22 protein-coding genes are annotated in these 22780 nt (G+C 72.4%); 14 read left to right on the top strand and 8 right to left on the bottom strand.

Features of this window, described 5'->3' with window-relative positions; all coding sequences use genetic code 11:
* Window positions 1-240 precede the first annotated feature (240 nt).
* The 5 genes from ACFYWM_RS12565 to ACFYWM_RS12585 all read left to right on the top strand — a co-directional run bounded on the left by ACFYWM_RS12565 (window position 241) and on the right by ACFYWM_RS12585 (window position 4568).
* Window positions 241-1245, top strand: a complete 1005-nt coding sequence (locus tag ACFYWM_RS12565; protein WP_389912894.1) for an AAA family ATPase — start codon at window positions 241-243, stop codon at window positions 1243-1245.
* Window positions 1242-2222, top strand: coding sequence for a DUF58 domain-containing protein (locus ACFYWM_RS12570; protein WP_389912897.1), 981 nt, complete (start codon window positions 1242-1244; stop codon window positions 2220-2222). The genes ACFYWM_RS12565 and ACFYWM_RS12570 overlap by 4 nt, the downstream gene beginning before the upstream one ends.
* The gene (locus ACFYWM_RS12575) at window positions 2219-3166 is read left to right on the top strand and encodes a VWA domain-containing protein (RefSeq protein ID WP_389912900.1); all 948 of its coding nucleotides are present in this window, start codon (window positions 2219-2221) and stop codon (window positions 3164-3166) included. Before ACFYWM_RS12570 ends, ACFYWM_RS12575 begins: the two co-directional genes overlap by 4 nt.
* A gap of 99 nt (window positions 3167-3265) precedes the next feature.
* Complete coding sequence (locus ACFYWM_RS12580) at window positions 3266-3877, top strand: class I SAM-dependent methyltransferase (protein ID WP_389912903.1); 612 nt, start codon at window positions 3266-3268, stop codon at window positions 3875-3877.
* 133 nt (window positions 3878-4010) lie between these two features.
* Window positions 4011-4568 (top strand): TrmH family RNA methyltransferase, encoded by a 558-nt coding sequence (locus tag ACFYWM_RS12585; RefSeq protein ID WP_389912906.1) that lies wholly within the window; start codon window positions 4011-4013, stop codon window positions 4566-4568.
* An 86-nt stretch (window positions 4569-4654) separates the two neighbouring features.
* Here the strand turns inward: ACFYWM_RS12585 and ACFYWM_RS12590 are convergent, their stop codons facing one another.
* Window positions 4655-6439, bottom strand: a complete 1785-nt coding sequence (locus ACFYWM_RS12590) for a cytochrome bc complex cytochrome b subunit (RefSeq protein ID WP_389912908.1) — start codon at window positions 6437-6439, stop codon at window positions 4655-4657.
* A gap of 374 nt (window positions 6440-6813) precedes the next feature.
* On the opposite strand from ACFYWM_RS12590, the gene ACFYWM_RS12595 reads away from it, so the two are divergent.
* From ACFYWM_RS12595 to ACFYWM_RS12610, 4 genes are all read left to right on the top strand, one after another.
* Entirely contained in the window at window positions 6814-7611 is a 798-nt protein-coding gene (locus ACFYWM_RS12595) for a glycerophosphodiester phosphodiesterase (RefSeq protein WP_389912911.1), read from the top strand.
* A 64-nt stretch (window positions 7612-7675) separates the two neighbouring features.
* Entirely contained in the window at window positions 7676-9031 is a 1356-nt protein-coding gene (locus ACFYWM_RS12600; protein ID WP_389912914.1) for an MFS transporter, read from the top strand.
* A gap of 148 nt (window positions 9032-9179) precedes the next feature.
* Window positions 9180-9524 carry an RNA polymerase-binding protein RbpA gene (locus tag ACFYWM_RS12605; RefSeq protein WP_030904469.1) on the top strand — a complete coding sequence of 115 codons (345 nt, stop codon included), beginning with the start codon at window positions 9180-9182 and terminating at the stop codon, window positions 9522-9524.
* A gap of 160 nt (window positions 9525-9684) precedes the next feature.
* Window positions 9685-10509: an isocitrate lyase/phosphoenolpyruvate mutase family protein gene (locus ACFYWM_RS12610; RefSeq protein WP_389912917.1), complete on the top strand. Its 825-nt coding sequence runs from the start codon at window positions 9685-9687 to the stop codon at window positions 10507-10509.
* 60 nt (window positions 10510-10569) lie between these two features.
* On the opposite strand, the gene ACFYWM_RS12615 is transcribed toward ACFYWM_RS12610, so the two are convergent.
* Both ACFYWM_RS12615 and ACFYWM_RS12620 read right to left on the bottom strand, forming a co-directional pair.
* Complete coding sequence (locus tag ACFYWM_RS12615; RefSeq protein WP_389912920.1) at window positions 10570-11772, bottom strand: PP2C family protein-serine/threonine phosphatase; 1203 nt, start codon at window positions 11770-11772, stop codon at window positions 10570-10572.
* A 216-nt stretch (window positions 11773-11988) separates the two neighbouring features.
* A complete protein-coding gene (locus ACFYWM_RS12620) occupies window positions 11989-12249 on the bottom strand; it encodes a hypothetical protein (RefSeq protein ID WP_389912923.1) in 261 nt (86 codons plus the stop codon).
* A 247-nt stretch (window positions 12250-12496) separates the two neighbouring features.
* On the opposite strand from ACFYWM_RS12620, the gene ACFYWM_RS12625 reads away from it, so the two are divergent.
* Complete coding sequence (locus tag ACFYWM_RS12625; RefSeq protein WP_389912925.1) at window positions 12497-13384, top strand: MHYT domain-containing protein; 888 nt, start codon at window positions 12497-12499, stop codon at window positions 13382-13384.
* 173 nt (window positions 13385-13557) lie between these two features.
* Window positions 13558-14841 carry a phosphotransferase family protein gene (locus tag ACFYWM_RS12630; protein WP_389912928.1) on the top strand — a complete coding sequence of 428 codons (1284 nt, stop codon included), beginning with the start codon at window positions 13558-13560 and terminating at the stop codon, window positions 14839-14841.
* Between the two features lie 96 nt (window positions 14842-14937).
* Here ACFYWM_RS12630 and ACFYWM_RS12635 read toward each other — a convergent pair whose 3' ends face one another.
* A complete protein-coding gene (locus tag ACFYWM_RS12635; RefSeq protein WP_389912931.1) occupies window positions 14938-15135 on the bottom strand; it encodes a hypothetical protein in 198 nt (65 codons plus the stop codon).
* 525 nt (window positions 15136-15660) lie between these two features.
* Here ACFYWM_RS12635 and ACFYWM_RS12640 point away from each other — a divergent pair.
* Both ACFYWM_RS12640 and ACFYWM_RS12645 read left to right on the top strand, forming a co-directional pair.
* Window positions 15661-16782, top strand: a complete 1122-nt coding sequence (locus tag ACFYWM_RS12640) for a S1 family peptidase (protein ID WP_389912934.1) — start codon at window positions 15661-15663, stop codon at window positions 16780-16782.
* 64 nt (window positions 16783-16846) lie between these two features.
* Window positions 16847-17413 (top strand): snapalysin family zinc-dependent metalloprotease, encoded by a 567-nt coding sequence (locus ACFYWM_RS12645; protein WP_389912937.1) that lies wholly within the window; start codon window positions 16847-16849, stop codon window positions 17411-17413.
* Between the two features lie 211 nt (window positions 17414-17624).
* Here ACFYWM_RS12645 and ACFYWM_RS12650 read toward each other — a convergent pair whose 3' ends face one another.
* Window positions 17625-18113, bottom strand: a complete 489-nt coding sequence (locus ACFYWM_RS12650; protein WP_389912940.1) for a GNAT family N-acetyltransferase — start codon at window positions 18111-18113, stop codon at window positions 17625-17627.
* Window positions 18114-18339: 226 nt separating this feature from the next.
* Between ACFYWM_RS12650 and ACFYWM_RS12655 the strand changes: the two genes are divergently transcribed.
* Window positions 18340-18783: an SRPBCC family protein gene (locus tag ACFYWM_RS12655; RefSeq protein ID WP_389912943.1), complete on the top strand. Its 444-nt coding sequence runs from the start codon at window positions 18340-18342 to the stop codon at window positions 18781-18783.
* Here the strand turns inward: ACFYWM_RS12655 and ACFYWM_RS12660 are convergent.
* The 3 genes from ACFYWM_RS12660 to lnt all read right to left on the bottom strand — a co-directional run bounded on the left by ACFYWM_RS12660 (window position 18770) and on the right by lnt (window position 22379).
* Window positions 18770-19336 carry an FxsA family protein gene (locus tag ACFYWM_RS12660; RefSeq protein ID WP_389912946.1) on the bottom strand — a complete coding sequence of 189 codons (567 nt, stop codon included), beginning with the start codon at window positions 19334-19336 and terminating at the stop codon, window positions 18770-18772. The genes ACFYWM_RS12655 and ACFYWM_RS12660 overlap by 14 nt on opposite strands.
* A gap of 173 nt (window positions 19337-19509) precedes the next feature.
* On the bottom strand, window positions 19510-20286 hold the full coding sequence (locus tag ACFYWM_RS12665) for a polyprenol monophosphomannose synthase (protein WP_389912950.1): 777 nt from the start codon (window positions 20284-20286) through the stop codon (window positions 19510-19512).
* The gene (gene lnt / locus ACFYWM_RS12670) at window positions 20286-22379 is read right to left on the bottom strand and encodes an apolipoprotein N-acyltransferase (protein WP_389912953.1); all 2094 of its coding nucleotides are present in this window, start codon (window positions 22377-22379) and stop codon (window positions 20286-20288) included. Before lnt ends, ACFYWM_RS12665 begins: the two co-directional genes overlap by 1 nt.
* Window positions 22380-22780 lie beyond the last annotated feature (401 nt).

Raw genomic sequence — 22780 nt, forward strand, 5'->3', positions numbered from 1 at the left:
CACCCCGCCGATCACCCCGCGCCCCAGAGGCACCCGGGGCGCGCGAGGGGACGCGGGGGACGCGAAGAACCGCGAAAGGCACACGAGGGCACACGCGGGCACTGCGAGGGCGCCCGGCGCGGCCCGTGAGGGGTCCCGGGAGCCCGCGAGGGACACCCGGGGACCCGCCCGCGGGCACTGTCAGGAAATACGGAGCGGGCCCGCCGTGCGAGCCGCCTTTTCATTTGATGGAATACCGACATGACCGTCGCCGAAGAACTGCCGAGCGAGACCGACACCGGACTGCTGCGCGACGCCTTGACCGAGGTCCGGAGGGTCATCGTCGGGCAGGAGCACATGGTGGAGCGGTTGCTCGTGGCGCTCCTGGCCAGGGGCCACTGCCTGCTGGAGGGGGTGCCGGGGGTGGCCAAGACCCTGGCGGCCTCGACCCTGGCCACGGTCGTCGGCGGCGAGTTCGCCCGCATCCAGTTCACCCCCGACCTGGTCCCGAGCGACATCGTGGGCACCCGGGTGTACCACCCCTCCCGCGAGGCCTTCGACGTCGAGCTCGGCCCGGTGTTCGTCAACTTCCTGCTCGCCGACGAGATCAACCGGGCCCCGGCCAAGGTACAGTCTGCGCTGCTGGAGGTCATGGCCGAGCGGCAGGTGACCCTGGCCGGGGAGACCCACCCGCTGCCGAGGCCGTTCATCGTGCTGGCCACCCAGAACCCGATCGAGTCCGAGGGCGTCTACCCCCTCCCCGAGGTCCAGCGCGACCGGTTCCTGTTCAAGGTCCGCGTCACCCACCCCAGCGCCCACGAGGAGCTGGAGATCCTGCACCGGATGAGCGTGACCCCGCCGACTCCCGAACGGGTGCTCGATCCCACGCGGCTGGCCGCCCTGCAGTCCATGGCCGACCAGGTCTCGGTCCACCAGCTCGTCGCCGACTACGTGGTCAGGCTCGTGATGGCCACCCGCTCCCCCGCCGAGTACGGCCTGGGCGAGCTGCAGGAGAACATCGAGATCGGCGTGAGCCCCCGGGCCACCCTCGGTCTGGTCGCCGCCGGGCGCGGCCTGGCGCTGCTGCGCGGGCGCGACTACCTGCTCCCCGACGACGTGCGCGACGTGGCGGTGGACGTGATGTCCCACCGGCTGATGCTCACCTTCGACGCCATCGCCGACGGGATCGACCCCGAGGACGTGGTCCGCCAGATCCTCGCGGCGGTGCCGCCCCCGCTGGTCGTCTGGAACCAGGGCCCTCGGTGACCGGCCCCGAAGGCACCGGCGAACCTGACCTGGGCACGGCCGAGCAGGCGTTGCGGCGGCTGGAGCTCACGATCGTCCGGCGCCTGGACGGGCTGCTCCAGGGCGCGTACCAGGGGCTCCTGCCCGGCCCGGGAAGCGAGTTCGGCGACAGCCGGGTCTACGTGCCCGGCGAGGACGACATCCGGCGGATGGACTGGGCGGTGACCGCCCGCACGACCGTCCCGCACGTGCGCGACCTGATCGCCGACCGGGAGCTGGAGACCTGGGCCCTCGCCGACCTGTCGCCCAGCATGGACTTCGGCACCGCCGGCATGGAGAAGCGGGACCTGGTCGTGGCCGCCGTCGGGGCGATCGGCTTCCTGTCGGCCCGGATCGGCAACCGCTTCGGCACCTACGTCCTGCACGACGAGTACGTCCACCGGATGCCCGCCAGGAACGGCCGCCCGGCCCTGTACGGCCTGCTGCACTCGCTGATGGACGCCCCCAGGGGCCGCGCCGTCGCCGGGGCCCCCGACCTGGCCGAGGCGATCGAGATCCTGGCCTCGGCGCGGCGCCGCCGCGGCCTGCGGGTGATCGTCTCCGACTTCCTCGACCCCGAGCCCACCCTCGACCCCGCCCTGGAGCTGCCCTGGGAGCGGCCGATCCGACGGCTGGCCGCCCACCACCAGGTGCTGGCCGTCGAGGTGATCGACCCTCGCGAGCTGGAGCTGCCGCCGGTGGGGCTGGTCAGCATGACCGACCCGGAGACGGGGCGCAGCCGCGAGATCCAGCTCACGCCCAGGGTCCGCCACGCCTACGCGGAGGCCGCCGCCGCGCAGCGGCTGACCAACCAGGTCGCGTTGCGCCGCTCCGGGGTGGCCCACCTGGTGCTGCGCACCGACCGCGACTGGGTGTTCGACATCGCCCAGTTCGTGCTGCGGCAGCGCCGCATGGCGCACCTGACCCATCGGCCCCCGAGGTCGGGAGCGACACGGTGACCTTCCTCTCTCCGGTCTGGCTGTGGCTGTTCGCCGCGCTGGCGCTGCTCGTGGCGGGCTACGTGGCCGCCCAGTTCGCCCGGCGCCGCTACGCGCTGCGCTTCACCAACCTGCCCCTGCTGACGCTGGTGGCCCCCGCCGGGCCCGGCTGGCGGCGGCACGTGGCCCCGGCGTTGTTCCTCGTCATGATGAGCCTGCTGATCGTGGGCGCGGCCCGTCCCGCCGACTCGGTGCGCGTCCCCCGAGACCGCGCGACGATCATCATCGCGCTGGACGTCTCGCTGTCGATGGAGGCCGACGACGTCCAGCCGAACCGGATCACCGCGGCCAAGGAGGCCGCCCAGAAGTTCGTCACGGACCTGCCGGAACGCTTCAACGTCGGGCTGGTCGCCTTCGCCCGCTCCGCCTCGGTCGTGGTCTCGCCCACCACCGACCACCAGGCGGTCGGCACCTCCCTCGGCACCCTCAGCACCCGGGCGGGCACCGCGATCGGCGAGGCGGTGTTCAGCTCCCTGGAGTCGCTGCGCTCCTTCGACCAGCAGGCGGTGACCGACCCTCCCCCGGCCGCGATCGTGTTGCTGTCCGACGGCGACAACACCTCGGGGCGCTCGGTGGCCGAGGCGATCGACGCGGCCAAGACCGTCCGGGTCCCGGTCTCCACGATCGCCTACGGCACCCAGGAGGGGACGGTCTCGATCGACGGCCGCGACGTGAACGTACCGGTGAACAAGGCCACCCTGCAGACCCTGTCGGAGGGCACGGGCGGCCGGGCCTACGAGGCGGAGTCGGGCAGCGAGCTGAAGCAGGTGTACGAGCAGATCGGCACCTCGCTGGGCTACCGGACGGTCAACCAGGAGATCACCCAGTGGTTCGTGGTGGCGGCGATCCTGGCCGGGCTGGTGACCGCCGCAGCGGCCCTGCTGCTGGGGTCGCGTATCCCCTGACCCTCACGTGTCCACGACGGGGGCGCGGTGGAGGGAGCAGTGGAGGGAACGGCCGCGACCGCCCTGAGCCGGTCCCGGCCGTTGGTAACGTTCTACGACGTGGCACATTACTTCGAGGAGCGCCCGGAGACCGCGGGCCGTCCCGGCTCGGTCACGCTCGTGCTCCCCGACCTCCATCTGAAGCTGGAGACCGACAGCGGGGTGTTCTCCGCCGAGCGCGTCGACCAGGGCACCCGGATCCTGCTGGAGAGCGTCCCCCCTCCGCCGCAGGGCGGAGACCTGCTCGACCTGGGCTGCGGCTACGGGCCGATCGCGCTCACGATGGCCTCGCGCGCCCTGGAGGCGACGGTCTGGGCGGTGGACGTCAACCGCAGGTCGGTCGAGCTGTGCGCGAGGAACGCCAGGGCCGCCTCCCTTGACAAAGTAAGATCGATGCACGTCGACGAGGTCCCGCCGGAGGTGCGGTTCTCCGCCATCTGGTCCAACCCGGCGATCCGCATCGGCAAGGCCGCGATGCACGAGATGCTGACCCGCTGGCTGTCGCGCCTCACCCCTGACGGCGTCGCCCACCTGGTGGTCCAGAAGCACCTGGGCTCCGACTCCCTGCAGCGCTGGCTGAACGAGCGGGGCTGGCCCGCCGAGCGCGTGGCCTCCCGCTCCTCGTACCGGATCCTCCGGGTGGGGGCGCGCCCGGAGGCGGAGCCGCGGTGAGCGGTCACTCCCCCGCGGGCGCCGCCGGCGCGCCGGGGCCGGCAGGCGGGCACCGGCACGGCGGCGGGCGGGACACGGAGCGCCGCGAGACGCGCGGAACGAACGAGGAACGACGAGGAACGGTGAACGACCGATGACGGCGAACCCGCGCAGGCAGCTGCGCCCGACCGATGTCAAGCGCCTCAACCGCGGCTGGCGCAGGAACACCGAGGGGCGGCTGGGCCTGATCCTGGAGTCGGTGACCGGCCCGTTCAACATCGGTTCCATCTTCCGCACGGCCGCCGCCTTCGGCGTGGAGCGGATCTGGCTGGCGGGCAACGCCACGCCGCCGACCAACCCCAAGGCGCAGAAGACCGCGCTGGGCACCGACCGGCTGGTGGCCTGGGAGGAGCCGGTCCCCGTCCTGGAGGCCGTACGGGCGGCCAGGGAGGACGGGTTCAGGGTGGTCGCGGTGGAGCTGACCGGGGACGCCGTCCCCCTGTCCGAGGCCAAGCTGGACGGGGACGTGTGCCTGGTGGTGGGCAGCGAGGACCACGGGTGCTCCCCCGCGCTGCTGGAGGCCGCCGACGGCGTCTGCTACATCCCGCAGGTCGGCCGGGTCGGCTCGTTCAACGTCGCGGTGGCGGCGGCGATCGCGGTGGCCGAGGCCCGCCGCCAGGAGTGGTCGGGCAAGGCGGCCCCCGGGGAGTGACGGCCCCGGCCGGTCACGGCAGGGCCGATCCGGCGGGTCCGGTCACGGCAGGGCCGATCTGGCGGGTCCGGTCACGGCAGGGCCGGTCACGGCGGCCGGTTCTCGTCCGTCCCCGGGCCGACGGCCGCGCGCCCGGCAGCGTCACGTCCCTCCCGCTCGCCGTGGCCGTCGCGGCCATTGTGGCCGTCGTGGCCGTCGTGCTCGCCGCGACCGGCGCGGTCACCCCCGTCGTGCCCGACGCGCTCGCCGTGGCCGTTGTGGTCGCCGTGGCCGTTGTGGTCCCGGTCTCCGTCGAGGGGGACCTTCTCCCCGCCGTACGCCCTGCTCATCACGGCGCGAAGCCTGAGGAGCGGGTGGTGCTTGCCGTCCTGCGGGACACCGTCCCCGTCGCCGCCCTCGGCCGCCCCCGGGAGGATCGGGACCGGCTCCTTGCCCCGTACCTGGGCCTCGATGGACTCCATGGGCGGGACGTGGACCTCGATGTACTCCCCCGTGGGCCGACGCTTGATCACGCCGGTCTCCACGCCGTGCCCGAGGGCCTCGGCGTCGCGGCGCTGCAGGCCCAGGCAGATCCGGTAGGTGACGTAGTAGGCCACGGCCGGGCCGACGAAGACCACGACCCGGCCGAGGTAGATGATCGCGTTTATCGAGAGGCGGGAGTTCGCGGCGATCACGTCGGTGGCGGCCATCAGCCACAGCACGCCGTAGAACGTGACCGCCGACATGCCGATCGCGGTGCGGTGCGGGTTGTTGCGGGGACGGTCGGCGAGGTTGTGCTCGCGCCGGTCCCCGGTGATCCACCGCTCGGCGAACGGGTACAGGACCAGGCCCAGCAGGATGATCCCCAGCGGGAGCAGCGCCGGGACGATCACGCTCATCGGCAGCGTGCCCCCCGCGGTGCCGAAGAGGTTGATCTCCCAGGAGGGCATCAGGCGCAGCGAGCCGTCCAGGAACGCCAGGTAGAAGTCGGGCTGGGAGCCCGCCGAGATGTCGGACGGCTTGTAGGGGCCGTACAGCCAGACGGGGTTGATCTGGGCGAAACCACCCAGCAGCGCGATGATCCCGAAGGTGAACATGAAGTAGGCGCCCGACTTGGCCATGAAGGACGGGTAGGTCGGCGCGCCCACCACGTTGTCGTTGGTGCGGCCCTTGCCCGGCATCTGCGTGTGCTTGAGCACCCACGTCAGGATCAGGTGGGCGGTGATGAGGGCCAGCAGGATGCCCGGCAGGAGCAGGATGTGGATCGAGTAGAACCTCGGGATTATCTCGTCGCCCGGATACTCGCCGCCGACGAGGAGGAAGGTGAGCCAGGTACCGACCAGCGGCAGCGACTGCGCCACCCCGGCGGTGATCCGCAACCCGGCGCCGGAGAGGAGGTCGTCGGCCAGGGAGTAGCCGGTCAGGCCCTCGAACAGGGAGAGGGCCAGCAGGGCGACGCCGATCAGCCAGTTCAGCTCGCGCGGCCTGCGGTACGCGCCGTGGAAGAACACCCGGAGCAGGTGGATCATCATGCCGCCGATGAACAGCAGGGCGGCCCAGTGGTGCATCTGCCGCATCAGCAGGCCGCCGCGCACGTCGAAGCTGATGTCCAGTGTCGAGGCGTACGCCTCGGACATCGAGATGCCCCTGAGCGGCGAGTAGGAGCCGTTGTAGACGACCTCCTCCATGACGGGCTTGAAGAAGAACGTCAGGAACGTGCCGGTCAGCAGGAGGATGACGAACGAGTAGAGAGGGATCTCGCCCAGCAGGAACGTCCAGTGGTCAGGAAAGATCTTCCGCATGTTCCGCTTGAGGAACTTCGCCGCGCCGAGGCGGTCGTCGGCGAAACCGCTCACGCTCGCCAGGCGTCCGGGCGTGCTTCTCCCGCTCATGCGCGGCCTCCGTTCTCACGGGCCTCGGCCTCGGCGCGCCCCGAAATCGGGCATGACGCCGAGACCCACCGTGGACGACCAGGTGTTTTCCATCATCCACGGCGATGGACAGGTCAGGGCAAAGCCCCGCCCGGGCTCCGGCCGTGTCGGGACCACCGCCGTGCCCCGTCTCCCACGGCCCTGTGATCCGAACACCCACCGAACCGTCCGCGCCGGAGCCACCGCCGCGTCCCGTTCGGGACCCTGCGGCCTCTGCGCGGAGGTTGATCCCGGTGCGGGGTGGAGACCCGCCGCATCCCGTTCAGGACCCTGTGACCCAAACGTTCACCTGCCCGCGATGACGCGTCCGGCCCGCAGGGGGCATACTCCTGCACGTGCGACGCCGTTACCCCTTCCTCGACCATCCCGGCCCCCTGCCCTTCGCCCACCGGGGTGGAGCCGCCGAGGGCAGGGAGAACACCTTCTCCGCCTTCGAGCGGGCCGTCGGGCTCGGTTACACCTACCTGGAGACCGACGCGCACGCCACCTCCGACGGGGTGCTGCTCGCCTTCCACGACCACACCCTGGACCGGGTGACCGACCGCCGGGGCCGGATCGCCGAGCTGCCGTACCGGATGGTGCGCGAGGCGCGGATCGGCGGCGTGGACGAGATCCCGCTGATGGAGGACCTGCTGGGCTCGTGGCCCGAGGCGCGCTTCAACATCGACGTCAAGGAGTCGGCGGCCATCGCGCCGCTCGCCAGGGCGATCGACCGGACCGCCTCCCACGACCGGATCTGCCTCACCTCCTTCTCCGAGGAGCGGCTCGCCAGGGCCCGCGCCGCGATCGGCCGCGAGGTCTGCTCCTCGCTGGGCCCGCGCGGCGTGGCGACCCTGCGCGCCGCCGCCAGCACCTCCGGATATGGCCGCCTGCTCGCCCGCCTGGCCCGCGCCGGGGTGCCGTGCGCGCAGGTGCCGGTGGGCTTCCGCGGGCTGCGGATCACCACACCCGCCCTGATCCGCACCGCGCACGCGCTCGGCATGCAGATCCACGTGTGGACCGTCAACCACACCGGGGTGATGGAACGCCTGCTCGACCTCGGGGTGGACGGCCTGATGACCGACAACATCTCGGGGCTGCGCGACGTGCTGGAGTCACGTGGCCAGTGGTACCCGGGGCGCCTCGCCGCGTAGGCCACGCGAACGCGACGCCCCTTCTCCTCCCCGCTTCCCCCCTCCAACACACCGAGGACCGCTCATGACCTCCGAACAGGCCGTCGAGGACTCCCCCCAGTCCCGGCGCCGCGAGCAGCGCGGCTGGTACTTCTACGACTGGGCGAACTCCGCCTTCCCGACCACCATCCTGACGGTCTTCCTCGGCCCGTACCTGACGACGATCGCCGAGACCGCCGCCCAGGGGCGCCCGTACGTCGACGTGCTCGGGTTCGACGTGCGGCCCAGCGCCTACTACTCCTTCGTGGTGGGCTGCGCGGCCGTCCTGCAGATCATCCTGATGCCGATCGTGGGCGCGCTGGCCGACCACACCGGCCGCAAGAAGGAGCTTCTCGGCGTCTTCGCCTACATCGGCGCCGGGGCGACCGTCTGCTTCTGGTTCGTCGCCGACGGGCGCTACCTGCTGGGCGGCGTGCTGTTCCTGGTGTCCAGCGTCGCCTTCGCCGCCGCGTTCGTGATCTACAACTCGTTCCTGCCGGAGATCTCCACGGCGGACGAGCGCGACAAGGTCTCCGCCCAGGGATGGGGCTTCGGCTATCTCGGCGGCGGCCTGCTGCTCGCCGTCCACCTGGCGCTCTTCCTCGGCCACGAGGGCCTGGGCATCGCCGAGGGCGAGGCCGTGCGCATCGCCCTGGCGTCCGCGGGCCTGTGGTGGGGCGGGTTCACGATCATCCCGCTGCTGCGGCTGCGCAACCGGCGGGCGCTCCCCTCCGGCGCGGAGAACGTGGGACAGGCCGTGACGGGCAGCTTCCGCCAGCTGGGCCGCACGATCAGGGAGCTGCGGCGCTACCCGCTCACCCTGGGCTTCCTGGTCGCCTACCTCATCTACAACGACGGCGTGCAGACCGTCATCTCCTTCTCGGCCACCTACGCCGACAAGGAACTCGGGCTGGACCAGACCGTGCGGATCGCGGCGATCCTGATGGTGCAGTTCGTGGCCTTCTTCGGGGCGCTGCTGCTCGGCAGGCTCGCCGCCTCGTACGGGGCCAAGCGGGTCGTGATGGTCGCGCTGGTCGCCTGGATCGCCGTGGTGGCCGTGGCCTACTTCCTGCCCAGGGGCGCGGCCCTGCCCTTCTTCGCACTGGCGTTCGCCATCGCGATCGTGATGGGCGGCACCCAGGCCCTGTCGCGGTCACTCTTCTCCCACGTGATCCCGAAGGGCAAGGAGGCGGAGTACTACAGCCTGTACGAGATCAGTGACAAGGGCTCGACGTTCCTCGGGTCGTTCACCCTCGGCCTGGCGCTCCAGCTGACCGACAGCTATCGCCTCGGCATCATCTCTTTGGTGATCTTCTTCGTGCTCGGTCTCGTGCTGCTCGCCCTCGTCAACCTGCCCAAGGCCATCAGAGCGGCCGGAAACCAGGTGCCCGAACGCATCTGAGAACACCGAGAAAAAGGGGTCCTTCGCAGACCGGGTCAAGAACGTGCGATTGGATCACCCTGTCTGTGGGAATCCACACACGGTATCAAGCGTTGTACGCCGTGGGAGACAAACCCCTCACGACGGGGCCCTCAGGAGGCATTCAGACATGGGCGAGCGTGCGCTACGCGGCACCAGACTCGGGGCGACCAGCTACGAGAACGACCGCAACACCGATCTGGCCCCGCGCCAGGAGGTGTCCTACACCTGCCCGAAGGGTCATCGATTCGACGTTCCGCTTGCCGCTGAAGCCGAGATCCCGGCGACCTGGGAGTGCCGCATGTGCGGCGCGACCGCCCTCCGGGTCGACGGCGAGGTGCCGGAGGCCAAGAAGGCCAAGCCCCCACGGACGCACTGGGACATGCTGCTGGAGCGCCGCACGATCGAGGACCTGGAGGAGGTGCTCAACGAGCGCCTGGCGATCTTGCGCGCCCAGCGCCGCAAGAGCGCCTGACCGATTCCGAGAGTTCGAGAGCCGGAGACCCCTGACCCCCACCGGGGCCGGGGGTCTCCGGCGTTCTGCCCCGCCGGGCCGGGCGCGGGGAAGGTGGCCCAATCGATTGGTGCGCGATTGGCTCTTAAGGTCGGTCCGCTTTCCCCCTAGGGTCGCTTCCATGACCACTACCAGCGAAGGCACCGGCGGCGACGCGTCGGCGACGGTCCGTGAGAACGCCTCGGCCCTGCGAGCCCTGCACGTGCCCGGCAAGCCGTTGGTGCTGCCCAACGTCTGGGACGCCGCCTCGGCCCGCGCCGTCGAGGCCGCGGGCTTCCCGGTGATCGCCACCGGCAGCGCCGCGATCGCCCCGGTGCTCGGGTACGACGACGGCGAGGAGACCCCGGTCGGGGAGATGCTGGCCGCGATCGCCAGGATCAGCCGCTCGGTCGGCCTGCCGGTCACCGCCGACATGGAGCGCGGCTACGGGCTGGAGCCCGCGGAGCTGGTCGAGCGGCTCGTCGCCGCGGGGGCGTCCGGCTGCAACCTGGAGGACTCCGACCCCCGCACCGGGGCGATGGCCGACGCCGACGAGCAGGCCGCCTTCCTGCGCGCCGTCCGGGACGCCGCGACCGCCGCGGGCGTGGACCTGGTGATCAACGCCCGGGTCGACACCTACATGAACGGCACGGGCGGCGCCGAGGAACGGCTGGCCGAGTCGGTGCGGCGGGGCCGCCGCTACCTGGAGGCGGGCGCCGACTGCGTCTACCCGATCTTCGCGGGTGAGGCGGGGGCCGTTCGCGCGCTGGTCGGGGAGATCGACGGACCGGTCAACATCCTGTTCCGTCCCGGCACGCCGTCGCTCGGCGAGCTGGCGGCCCTCGGGGTGGCCCGGGTGAGTTTCGGCCACGGCCTGCACAAGGCCGTGCAGGCGTACGCGGCCCAGATGCTCGCGGCGATCCGCGACGGCGAGAGCCCCTACCCTCCCGGGCCGCCCGCCTCCTGAGCCCTACCCGCCGCCCCCGGCCCGCCGCGGCCTCCGGACGACTCAGAGGGCTCAGAGGGCTCAGAGGCGCAGTTTTCCCTGGGCGCCGCCGCGCCACTCCACCAGCAGGACGGTCGCGTCGTCCTGCAGCCTCCCGTCGTGATACTCCAGCACGCTGCGGACCAGGCGCCGCAGGGTCTCGGGCACGGGAAGGCCGTCGGCGCTGCGGCGGATGATGAAGTCGACGAAGCGCTCCAGGCCGAACTCCTGGCCCAGCCGGTTTCGGGCCTCGGTCATGCCGTCGGTGTAGAGGAGGACCCGGTCGCCGGGTTCCAGCTGCTCCCTGCACAGGGTCACGGGCAGTCCCAGGCCGAGGCCCATCGGGTGGGCTGGCGGGCACCGCAGGGTGGCGACCCAGCGTCCTCTCCTGATCACCACCGGGGGGTGGTGCCCGCGGTTCACCCAGGTGAACACGCCGGTACGCATGTCCAGGTTGGCCAGGATCGCCGTGGCGAAGCGGTTGCCCAGGCCGAACTCGGCGATCAGCACGTCCTCGATCCCCTCGCTGACCTCGACGAGCCCGGCGCCCTGGCGGCGGCGGTTGCGGCAGGCGGCCACCGCGAGGTTCGCGGTCAGCCCGGCCGACGCGTCATGGCCCATCGCGTCGAAGACCCCCAGGTGGACGAACCGGCCGGAGAGCGCGTAGTCGAAGGCGTCGCCGCCGAGCTCGTAGGCCGGTTCGAGCGCGGCGCCGATCACCACCTCCTCGTTGGCGAAGGTGAGCGACGGCAGCAGGTTCCACTGCATCTCGGCGGCGACGTTCATCGGCCGGGTCCGTACCAGCCGAGCGTAGGAGTCGCTCTGGGAGCGCTTGCTCACCAGCAGCAGCGCGACCATGGACGCGAGGTGCCGCATGTCCTCCTGGGCCCGGCCCGCCTCCGTCCGCGGCCGGACGGCGGCGCGCAGCACCCCGAGGCGTTCGGTGCCGTCGAGCAGCGGCACCCACCAGCAGCCCGGCTCGGTCCCCGAGGGGAGCTTGGGCAGGACGCGCACCTCCTGGAAGGCCCGCCCGGCCAGCGTCCCGTCGATCCGCAGCTCCCCCTCCCCCGGCGCCGCCCCCGTACCGGCGTCAAGGCCGGTCAGCGGGCGCAGCACGTCCTGCTGCAGGTCGGCCAGGTAGATCAGCACGTCGTACAGCCCGACGTGGGCGGCGTGCTCCTCGACGAGGGCCGGTAGGTCCTCCACCGTGCTCATGTGGCTGGCCTCGGCCAGCCCCGCGAGCATGCTCGCGCGTCCCTCGCGGGGCCCGGTTCCGCCGTTCCCGCGATCTCCGTTCGCTCGCGGTCCAGATGGCACAGATCCGTCCACGACCACCTCTCGACGCTCACGGCACCACCGGACGGCCGGTACGAGCGGTGCGTCCGGCGTCCATCCAGGACTTCTACCCCAGCCCGGGAGGTTGACCCGGCTCCTTCCCGCCCCGTCCACGGGGCCCGCCGGTCACCACTCGTCGGCGGGCAGGTCGACGCCGTTGACGCGGTCGTAGATCACCAACCCGTCGGACAGCCTGACCACGCGCACCCTTCTGGCGAGCCCGGCCGTCTCCAGGTTGCGAGCCGAGTGCACCGCGTGCCCGGGAAAGTGGTAGAGGTCACGGGTGCTCCCGTGTGGTTCGTCGCGCTCGCAGGCGACCTCGTAACGGTCCTGCGGCCATATCGGAGGCGGCGGCGTCTTGCGTCCCTGACCGGTGAGCCTGGTCATCGGCCCCTCCTCTTCTGGAATGTTCACTTCACGTGAGCGGAACAGTCACCGAGTGATCGTTTTAGGCATTCGTAATCACCCCATTATGGCCATTCGGAACCTCGGAACTGTAAGGTGAGCACCCCTCGTAGTGATTGGACGGTCAGCCAATCACGGTACGGGCCCTCTCGACCATCCTGCGCGCGCCGACCGCCCTGACCTCGGTTTGGCACGTTCCAGAACGCCTTCCGTCCGCCAGGAGTTCGCCATGCCTGCCATCGACCACTTCGCCTACGGGTTCGTCACACCGGCGGCCTCCTACATCATGTCGAGTATCGGCTGTCTGCTGGGGCTGCTGCTCACGGCGCGGGCACGCGGCGCGGAGGACGGCTCGGGCGCGTTCTGGCTCGCCGGCGCGGCCCTGTCCATCGGCGGGACCGGCATCTGGGTGATGCACTTCATCGCGATGATGGGCTTCGACGTGCGGGGCACGTCGATCCGCTACGACGTGCCGCTGACCATCGCCTCCGCGCTGCTCGCGATCGTCGTCGTCGGCGCCGGCCTCTTCCTGGTCTCGCGCAAGGAGAACAGCACCGGCGCGCTCCTCGGCGGCGGGCTGCTGACCGGCCTGGGGGTGGCCGGGATGCACTATCTGGGCATGGCGGCCATGAACATGTCGGCGCACATGAGCTACGACCCCCTCCTGGTCGGGTTGTCGCTGCTCATCGCCGTGGTCGCGGCGACGGTGGCCCTCTGGTTCAGCCTGCGCGTACGCGGGGCGCTCGCCACCACCGGCGCCGCGCTGCTGATGGGGCTCGCGGTGAACGGAATGCACTACACCGGCATGTTCGCCATCGGCGTCGGGGTCCACGACACCGTCACGCCGACGAGCGGGGCACAGGGGATGGACTTCATGCTGCCCCTGCTGGTCGGGATCAGCCTGCTCACCCTCGGGCTCCTCCTGGCCATCTTCCTGTCCCCCTCCGAGGAGGAGATGCGCGAGGACGCGGAGCTCCAGTCGCAGCTGCGGCGCAACCGCGCGGGTGACGGCCGGGCGGACGACGGCCGTCACCCGGCTGGACCGATGGAACCGCACGCGCAGCCGGCCCGGCGGCGCGAGCCCTCCCTGTTCGACGACCACGGCCCCGGGCACTGACCGGGCACCGAGGCACCGCGCGGGTACCGAGGCACTGACCGGCCCCCTCCCGTCCGGGAAGGCCTCGGGGAAAACCCGTGGCGCCGGCGGTCCCCCCGGCGGCACACTGCCCGCGTGAGCGAAGCATCAGGCCGTACGGTGAGCACCCCCGCGACCGAAGCACCGGACCGCACGTGAGCACCCCCGTAAGCGCGGCCTCAGGCCGTACGGTGAGCGCCCTCGTGACGACCGGCGGCGAGTGGCTGGGAACGGTCGGGCCGTTCCCGGTGGCCGATCCCTGGTGGGCCGAGGTCGGATCGGTCGTGGCTCACCTGGAGGGGGTGCTCGGCACGCCCGTGGTGGTGCTGCGCCTGGTCGACGCCGAGGACCGGGGCCGCGGACCCCGCGAGGGCCACACGACCTACCACGTCGAGGCCCTCGGCCCGCCGGCGACCGGCCCGGCCTCCCTGCGGCCCGGCACCCCGGACGCGGCCGGGAGACCGTCCGCGCTCGAGGACCTGACGGGCCCCGTGGCGCACCGGGCGGAGTGGGCGAAGGCCTCGGGGGTGCGCGCGGCGCTCGGCTGGGCCCGGACCGCGCTGCGCGAGGCGGGCAGGCCGGCCGAGGGGCCCGCGCGGCAGGTGAGGACCTGGAACCTGGCGGGGCTGTTCCGCATCCCCACGGGCCCGGGGCCGGTCTGGTTGAAGATCACTCCCGGTTTCGCCGCCGACGAGGCCCGCGCGATCGGGATGCTCGCGGCGGAGGACCCCGGCCTGGTGCCCGCGGTGGTGGCGGCCGACACCCCGAACCGGCGGGTGCTGCTGGAGCACGTGCCCGGCGGCGGCTGTCACGACGCGCCGCGGGAGATCGTCGCCGGGGCGGTGAGCCGGCTGGCGAGGGCACAGGCGGCCCACGCCGCGCGCGGGGACGGGCGGCCCGACGGCCTGCTCGACCGCACCCCCGAGGTCATGGCCGCCCTGGTGGGCGGGCTGCTCGACGGCGAGGCGGGCGGCGACCTGGACACCGGGGAGCTGCGCCTGGCCCACCGGCTGGCCGGCCGCCTGCCCTCGCTGATCGCCGCGCTGGAGTCCTGCGGCCTGCCGCGCACGCTGGTGCACGGCGACTTCCACCCGGGCAACTGGGTGTCGGGGCCGCGCGGCCCCGTCGTGCTCGACCTGGCCGACAGCCACTACGGCCACCCCGCCCTCGACGGGCTGCGGCCCCGCGACTTCCTGCCCGCCGACCGCTGGGAGGCGGCCGCGGACGCCTGGTGCGCGACGTGGGCGGCGAGCGTCCCCGGCTGCGACCCGGCCCGCGCGCTGATCCTGGCGGAACCGCTGCAGCATCTCGCGTACGCCCTCCGCTACCAGGAGTTCCTCGACAACATCGAGCTCAGCGAGCGGCGCTACCACGAGGGTGACCCGGCGCAGGCCGTTCGCGCGGCCGTGGCGTCCGCCGAGGCGATCGGCGTCCTCTGAGGGTGCCTCCCCCGCGTGGAGTGCCTGTCCTCGTTCGCGGGGCAGGACGGCCAGGGTAGAACGGCCAGGACAGGGCGACCGGGACCGGTCGGCCCGTCACTCACCCGCGCACAGCGCGGGAGCCTTCTTGTGCGGGTAGACGTGGTCCAGGTCGTGGCCGGGCGGCAGGACGCAGCGACGCTCGCCGGGCTCGGTGTGCGGGCACCGGAGCGCGTCGACGCGGCGCGGCAGCGTCTCCGTCTCCCCGCTCCCGCCGTCGACGGCGGCTTCGACGGCGGCGGCTTCGTCAGTCATGACACATGTCCTTCTGTGACGTCCGGGCCGTGACGGCCCGGCGGTGAGGGGCCGGGACGGCGGCCCGCGCGGGGCGTGTCCGGGGGCGGCACGGAACGGAGCTCGCGAGGGCGCCTTGCCCGCGATCGGCCGCGCGTGCGGGGCAGCGATCCATCCTCGCGAGTTCTGGATGTCCAGAACAAGTCATCGACGCTGCTCCGTTTGATCGCTGTCAGGAATCGGCACCCGTGCGCCGAAGGCGCGGCGACCAGTCTTCCAGAGTTCCCCCCGGCCGCGCGAGTAGGGGAAGCGCGCGATCGCCGATCGCTCGCCCGCCGTTTCGGCTCCATTCCTCGGCGGTTTCGGTCATCTCAGCGCCCCGGGAGGAAGGCGTCCGCGGTCCGCGTACGGTCGTCGCACCTCAGCTCGCCATAAGTCCATAAAAGCCAGCAAGACTCCCCATAACATCGCGATAGGGATTCTTTGGGAGATCCCTCCGCTGGTCTCTCCCCAATACCTTGACATCACCCCTCACAAGGAGTGTTCATGTTACGTCGAGGTACCCTCCTGGCCGGCGCCGCTACCGTGGCCCTGTACCTGGTCGCCACCGTGGCGCCCGCCGTCGCAGCATCCGCCCCCCCTGCCCCCCAGCCTCCGGCAGCCATGCTGGACGCCCTCCAGCGCGACCTCGGCCTCACCGCCGAGCAGGCCGTCCAGCGCCTGGCCAACGAGCACCGCGCGGCCGCCTCCGAGGCCGCCCTGACCAAGGAGCTCGGCGCCGAGTACGCCGGCGCCTGGCTCAACGGAGACGCCTCCCAGCTCTCCGTGGCGACCACCGACGCCGCCGACGCGGGTGCCATCAGGGCCAAGGGCGCGCAGCCCGTGATCGTCAGCCGTTCCCTCGCCAGCCTCGACGCCGTCAAGGCCAAGCTCGACGGGGCGTCGGCGGAGGCCAAGGCCGGCGCGTCCCTCTGGTACGTCGACGTCACGACCAACAGCGTCGTGGTCCTCGCCGGCGACCAGGCCGCGGGTGAGGCCCTCGCCGCCGCCGCGGGCGCGGACCGGGGCGTCGTGAAGGTGGTGCTCTCCACCGAGAAGCCCGAGGCCTTCATCAACATCATCGGCGGCAACGCCTACTACATCGGCGGCAGCCGCTGCAGCATCGGCTTCTCCGCGCGCCGTGGCACCGCCCCCGGCTTCGTGACCGCAGGCCACTGCGGCAGGGCCGGTGCCGCCACCACCAACCCGTCCGGCTCCTTCTACGGCTCGTCGTTCCCCGGTAACGACTACGCCTGGGTCTCCACCCCCGGCCACACCGTGACCCCCTACGTCCGCGGCTCCGGCGGCGCCAACGTCACCGTGCGCGGCTCCACCCAGGCCTCGGTCGGCGCCTCGATCTGCCGCTCCGGCTCCACCACCGGCTGGCGCTGCGGCGTCATCCAGCAGCACAACGCCAGCGTGCGGTACTCCCAGGGCACGGTGAGCGGCCTGACCCGCACCAGCGCGTGCGCCCAGCCCGGCGACTCCGGCGGCTCGTTCATCTCCGGCAGCCAGGCCCAGGGTGTCACCTCCGGCGGCTCGGGCAACTGCAGCGTCGGCGGCACGACCTACCACCAGCCGGTCAACGAGATCCTCTCGGCGTACGGGCTGACGCTCGTCACCGGCTGATCTCGCCTCCTCACCAGCTGCTCCCCGTGAGCAACCCCCCGACGGCCGAGGAGGCCCGCTAGAAATGTCGAGAATCATTCGCTTCGGCGTCGCCCTCATCCTGGGGCTGGCCTTCCTGGTGACGGTCACCCCCGCCCAGGCCGCGCCCGCCCACGCGGCGGACGCCGGCACGGCAGCGGTCCGCGTGCTCAGGTACGACGCGAGCAGGGCCGCGGAGTTCCGGTCCGCCGTGAACCAGGCGGCCCAGATCTGGAACTCCAGCGTCTCGAACGTACAACTGGTGGCCGGCAGTCCCGCGGACTTCGTGGTGATCGCCGACAACGGCTGGCCCCGTGCGCAGCCCACCAGCCTGGGACGCGGAACCGTGTGGATGGGGCGGCAGGCGACCGCTCAGGGTCACAACCCGCTGCGGATCGCCGCCCACGAGATCGGCCACATCCTGGGACTGCCCGACCGGCGTACCGGTCGGTGCACGGACCTGATGTCCGGCGCGAGCGCGGGCACGAGCTGCACCAACGCCAACCCGAACGCGGCGGAGAGAGCTGAGGTCCAGCGCAACTTCGCCGGCTCCACCCCGTCGATCGACTTCGGTCGGATCTACGTCGACAGTCCGGAGCACGCGGCGTTCTAGACGCCCGCGAGCACCTCGCCGGTCCGGCCGTCCCCTCGGCCGGACCGGCGAACCCGTGTCCGGGGACCGGCGGATCCACTTCGGGGGGTACGGTGTCAGAAAGCTTGTCAAATCCGGTCAGGAAAGCCTCTCCGGGGTGGGCCGGTGAGGCCTGTCGAAACGGATCGGGGAAGCCTCCCGAAACGGGCCGCGGGTGCCTACCCGCAGCGGATCAGAGAAGCTTCTCGAAACAGAGGGAACCGGGGAGCCGCTCGTAGGGAGGGAAGACGGGGATGCGGGTGTAGCCCTCCCGCCCGTACATCCTCACCGCGTCCGGCTGGCGGGGACCGGTCTGCAGGACGACCCGGGACGCGCCCAGCGCGCGGGCCGCGTCCTCGGCGGCGGCCAGCAGGGCCCGCGCCACGCGGGTGCCCCGGTGGGACGGGGCCACGAACATCCGCTTGAGCTCCACGTCGTCACCGAGCGCGCGCAGCGCCACGTGGCCGACCGCGTCGCCCTCCGCGTAGGCGACCCCGGTGTAGGCGACGGTCTCCGGCTCGACGTTCATGCCCTCGGGCACGAGGCCGATGACGGCGAGCATGTCGGCGTAGCGGGCGTCCATCTCCTCCGTCATGGCCCGTCGGAGCGCCACGGCCGCCGTGTCGTCCCAGCTGACCGGCCGGACCTCGATCAGGCCGGTTCCCTGCGCGAACGCGGTCATGTGTGAAACCGCCCCTCTCCCCGTTCTCGCGGCCACGGGCCGTCCCGGGCCCGCCGTGGCGCGTGTCGCGCCGGCACGCCCTCATGGCCGCGGTTAGTCCGAAATTCCAACTTAAAAGGTAGAAAAATAGGACTTTACTGTCAACGTCCACGGCAGGATCTCACGGCGCGACCCGGCCCGACGGGGCACGGGGGTCGCTCACCGGTCACTGGGGAAGGATCCAGGGATGACCAGTTCTCATATCAGCGTCTCGGTGGACGCGCACGCCCCGCCGGAACGGGTGTTCGCCGTGCTGACCAATTGGCGGAGACACGACGAGTGGATGATCCTGACCCGGGCGCGCGTCACCGCCGGGAACGGTCACAGCGTCGGGAGCCGGCTGGCGGCCTTCACCGGGGTGGGGCCGGCCGGGTTCGTCGACACCATGGAGATCACCGACTGGGACCCGCCGAGGAGCGTGGGGGTCCGGCACACCGGATGGCCGGTGCGCGGCACCGGGGTCTTCCGCGTGCTGCCCCGCGAGGGCGGCGGCAGCACGATCGTCTGGGAGGAGGAGCTCGACGTGCCGTTCGGCGCGGTGGGACGGCTCGGCTGGCAGGTGATCAAGCCGCTGAACGCGGCCCTGTTCCGCTTCTCGCTGCACCGCCTCGCCGCCCTCAGCGGCCGGTGAGGCCCCGGCCGGAGTCTCTGGAACCACCCGGCGCCCCCGTGCCGCCCGGCTCGTCGCGGACGACCTCGCCGTGGACGACCGGCCCCGAGCCGGGGGGCCTGCCCGCGTCGCGCAGCACGTCGAAGGGCGAGCCCGGGCCGCCGAACGGTGAACCGAGCCCGGCGCCCGCCGAGCTCCTGGCGACGAGGGTGCGGACCCGGCGGGCGAAGAACCAGGCCCCGATCCTGCGGACCATCGGCCGGGTGAACGGCAGCAGGCACAGGAAGCCGAGGACGTCCGTGAGGAAGCCCGGCGTGAGCAGCAGCGTGCCGCCCACCAGGATCAGCGCGCCGTCGGCGAGCTCGCGGTCGGGCATCCGGCCGCTCTGCAGGGCGCCCTGGAGGTTGCGCCAGGCCCGGCGGCCCTCGCGGCGCACGATCCAGGCGCCGAGCAGGCTGTCGGCGAGCAGGAGGGCCACCGTCGGCCACCCGCCGATGACCTGGCCGACCTGGATGAGCACCCATATCTCGAGGACCGGCACCACGAGAAAGGTCAGGAACAGCAGAATGCGCATTTTCGCCTCAACTCGTGCGACAGCCGTATGACATGAACAACGTCCCGGGGTGGCGGCGCGTTCCGCGTTCGCTCAGCGTGGACGGCGTCCTCAGCGGACTCTCAGGATCGCGCCCCGGAGGGTCCGGCGGCCTCGCGGGAGCACCCGCGAGCCCCGGACACGTGAGCCGTGAACTACCGGGCGGCGGGACCGCGGAGCAGCCGGCGCTCGCGACGGCGGCGCAGGCGGGAGGGCAGGCCGGTGACACCCCAGACGGTGATCCGCCACAGGGCCTCGACCACGATGCTCCGGCTCATCTTGCTGGCCCCGACGGTGCGCTCCACGAAGGTGATCGGCACCTCCTTGACGCGCATCCCGCAGACGGCCGTGCGCAGGGTGAGGTCCACCTGGAAGCAGTAGCCCCGCGACTCGACGTCGTCCAGGCTGATCCGCTCCAGGGCCGACGCGCGGTAGGCGCGGAAGCCGGCGGTGGCGTCCCGGACCGGGAGGCCGAGCACGAGCCGGGTGTAGAGGTTGGCGCCGCGCGACAGGAACTCCCGCGAGGCCGGCCAGTTGACGATCTTCCCGCCGGGCACCCAGCGGGAGCCGATCGCCAGGTCGGCCCCCCTGGCGAGCGCGTTCAGCAGCTTGGGCAGCTCCTCCGGCTGGTGGGAGCCGTCGGCGTCTATCTCCACCAGGACGCCGAAGCCCTCCTCCAGACCCCAGCGGAAGCCCGCGATGTAGGCGGCGCCCAGGCCCTGCTTGGCCGCCCGGTGCAGCACGTGGACGTGGTCGTCGTCGGCCGCCAGCTTGTCGGCGATCGCCCCGGTGCCGTCGGGGCTGTCGTCGTCCGCGATCAGGAGGTGGGCCTCGGGCACGGCCTCGCGCAGCCGCCGGGTGATCAGCGGCAGGTTCTCCCGCTCGTTGTACGTCGGGACGATGACGAGCACCCGACCAAGCATCCGCTCCATCACGCGTCTCCCACCTGCTGATCATCCTCCCGGTTCACGGAGTGCCCCACGCCGGGCCTCCGGTGCCGCCAGGCGGCGGCCACCGCACCCGCACCCACAAGTATCAGGGCCCATTCGGGCAGCGCGCCCACGCGGGTGGCGAGGGTCCGCGCGGTCCTGACCGGAACGGTCAGCACGTTCATCGCCGGGACCAGCTCGCCGGTACGCCAGGCGATCGAGCCGTCCGGGGTCACATATGCCGATATGCCGGTAATCGCGGAAGTGATCACCGCTCGATTGTGCTCCACCGCCCGCAGCTGGGACATGGCGAGCTGCTGCGGCGGCAGGTTGGTCAGGGCGTAGGTGGCGTTGTTGGTCTGCACCACCAGCGGCGTGGCACCGGTCCTGGCGGTGTCGCCCACGATGCCGTCGAAGGCCACCTCGTAGCAGTTGATCGCGCCGACGGTCACCGGGCCCAGCTTGAGATCGCCGTCGCGGGTGCCCGCCACCGACTGCTTGCCGACCAGGGCGGCCCGCTCGAACAGGGCCAGCACGAGCCCCTGGAGCGGGGTGAACTCCCCGAAGGGGACCAGCTGCTGCTTGTCGTAGTGGGCGCCGGGGCCGGTGACCGGGTCCCAGACGATGCTGCGGGTCGCCCGGTTGTTCTCCCCGATCCCGACCACGGCGCCGACCAGGACCGGTACCCCGACGTCCTTGACCGCCGCGTCGATCTCGCTTCGGGCGAACTCGTTGCGCAGCGGGTCGATGTCGGTGGAGTTCTCCGGCAGCACGACCAGGTCGGGGCGGGGCGTCCTGCCCTCCCTGACGTCCCGCGCCATCTGGTGGAGCATCCGGGTGTGGTTGCCGAGGACCACGGCGGGCTCGTCGCCCAGGGGGTGCATGCCCCGGCCGGGGACGTTTCCCTGGATGACGCCGACGGTCACGCTCCTGCCCTCGTCGCCGTACCGGGGAATCGCCAGGGTCGCGGCCGGGACGGCCAGCGCCCCCGCGAGCGGCAGGGCCAGCGCCCGCCCCCAGCGCCCGTCACGGGCACGGCGGGGAACGGCGGACGCGGGCGGGCCCGGGGAAACGGGCGGCACCGGGACCGGGAGCGGGCGGGAGGCCGCGGCCTCGGGGCTCGCCGCCGACGAAGGAGCCACCGCCGACGAAGGAGCCACCGCCGGCGAAGGAGCCACCTGCGACGAAGGAGCGCTCGGGAGCGAAGAGGAGGCCGGAAGCGAAGAGGAGGCCGGGGACGAGCGGCGGGCCGGGAACGAGCGGCGGGCCGGGAACGAGCGGCGGGCCGGGAACGAGCGCACCGCCGCCAGGGCGAGCAGGCCGCCGCACAGGGCCACCGCGAAGCTCACCAGCGGCGCCCCGCCGAGCGCGGCGTACGGCGTGAAGATCGACTCCCCCTGGCTGAAGGCCACCCGCGCCCAGGGGAACCCGCCGAAGGGGAACTGTCCCCGCGCCCACTCGGCCGCCACCCAGAGCGCGGCGCTCCACAACGGCCACAGGCGCAACCGGGTCACCAGGGCGACTCCCGTCCCCCAGAGGGCGTAGAAGGCGCTCTCCATGGCCACCAGGCCCAGCCAGGCGTCGGTGCCGATCGGGCTCACCCAGTGCAGGCCGGGCAGCAGCAGGGCGAGCCCGGCCACGAGACCGAGCCAGGTGCCCCGGCGCGGGCGGGTGCCACGGACCGCCAGGACCGCCAGGGCCATGCCGAGCGGCGAGAGGAACCAGAGCCCGAGCGGCGGGAAGGCGAGGAACATCAGCAGGCCACCGGCCACCGCGCCCGCGACCCGGGCGGGCAGCGCCAGACGCGAGGCGGAGAACGGGGCGGGAGACGGGGCGGGGGGCGGGGCCTCCCCGGGACCACCCGGCGACCCGTCGACGGTCCCACCCGCCGGATCGCTCACCGGACCATCCGCGAGAACCGGACCACCCGCGGGAGCGGCCGCCGGATCGCTCACGGAACGGGTCTCCGGACCGACCGCCGCGCCGTTCTCCGGAACGACCTCGGGAACCCGCGCGGGACCGGCCGCCGGGCCGGTCGCGGGATCGCCCGCCACGGACCTCTCCGGTACCGGAGCGGCCGTCTTGTCCTGCACCACGGGCGGGGCTCCTTGTGATGTCGTGCGGGCGGATGGCGCCTGAAGTCCTCCCGGCCGGAACGCCGGTCTTCCTAGCCGGAACGCTACCGCCCTGCGGGCACGCCCCCAAAAGCTCCACACCACATTAACCAGAAACAACGCTAAAGCACTTTAAACCCGACAAATGCCACCGTAAGTGGCTCCAGACGCGGCAACGGGGCGGCCCGGGGTGTCCTTCGACACCCCGGTCCGCCCCGACGCTTGCGGCGCTCGCACGGGAGCGGGAAGAGGGCCCGGACGACCCTTCGGACCGGTTCCGTCCCGTCGGCGGCGAGCGCGGATTGCCGTTGTCTACTGGGTGCCCGGACCCCTCCTGGGTCCAACCCCCCGCCCGGAAGGAGTGCCCCGCCTCGACGGACTGC

It is taken from the genome of Streptosporangium sp. NPDC002721, assembly GCF_042888905.1.
Classification (GTDB): Bacteria; Actinomycetota; Actinomycetes; order Streptosporangiales; family Streptosporangiaceae; genus Streptosporangium.

Coding starts and splice junctions, on each gene's coding strand:
- ACFYWM_RS12565 (WP_389912894.1), top strand. CDS start 241: ATGACCGTCGCCGAAGAACTGCCGAGCGAGACCGACACCGGACTGCTG.
- ACFYWM_RS12585 (WP_389912906.1), top strand. CDS start 4,011: ATGACGGCGAACCCGCGCAGGCAGCTGCGCCCGACCGATGTCAAGCGC.
- ACFYWM_RS12590 (WP_389912908.1), bottom strand. CDS start 6,439: ATGAGCGGGAGAAGCACGCCCGGACGCCTGGCGAGCGTGAGCGGTTTC.
- ACFYWM_RS12600 (WP_389912914.1), top strand. CDS start 7,676: ATGACCTCCGAACAGGCCGTCGAGGACTCCCCCCAGTCCCGGCGCCGC.
- ACFYWM_RS12605 (WP_030904469.1), top strand. CDS start 9,180: ATGGGCGAGCGTGCGCTACGCGGCACCAGACTCGGGGCGACCAGCTAC.
- ACFYWM_RS12610 (WP_389912917.1), top strand. CDS start 9,685: ATGACCACTACCAGCGAAGGCACCGGCGGCGACGCGTCGGCGACGGTC.
- ACFYWM_RS12615 (WP_389912920.1), bottom strand. CDS start 11,772: ATGCTCGCGGGGCTGGCCGAGGCCAGCCACATGAGCACGGTGGAGGAC.
- ACFYWM_RS12620 (WP_389912923.1), bottom strand. CDS start 12,249: ATGACCAGGCTCACCGGTCAGGGACGCAAGACGCCGCCGCCTCCGATA.
- ACFYWM_RS12625 (WP_389912925.1), top strand. CDS start 12,497: ATGCCTGCCATCGACCACTTCGCCTACGGGTTCGTCACACCGGCGGCC.
- ACFYWM_RS12635 (WP_389912931.1), bottom strand. CDS start 15,135: ATGACTGACGAAGCCGCCGCCGTCGAAGCCGCCGTCGACGGCGGGAGC.
- ACFYWM_RS12640 (WP_389912934.1), top strand. CDS start 15,661: ATGTTACGTCGAGGTACCCTCCTGGCCGGCGCCGCTACCGTGGCCCTG.
- ACFYWM_RS12645 (WP_389912937.1), top strand. CDS start 16,847: ATGTCGAGAATCATTCGCTTCGGCGTCGCCCTCATCCTGGGGCTGGCC.
- ACFYWM_RS12650 (WP_389912940.1), bottom strand. CDS start 18,113: ATGACCGCGTTCGCGCAGGGAACCGGCCTGATCGAGGTCCGGCCGGTC.
- ACFYWM_RS12655 (WP_389912943.1), top strand. CDS start 18,340: ATGACCAGTTCTCATATCAGCGTCTCGGTGGACGCGCACGCCCCGCCG.
- ACFYWM_RS12660 (WP_389912946.1), bottom strand. CDS start 19,336: ATGCGCATTCTGCTGTTCCTGACCTTTCTCGTGGTGCCGGTCCTCGAG.
- ACFYWM_RS12665 (WP_389912950.1), bottom strand. CDS start 20,286: ATGGAGCGGATGCTTGGTCGGGTGCTCGTCATCGTCCCGACGTACAAC.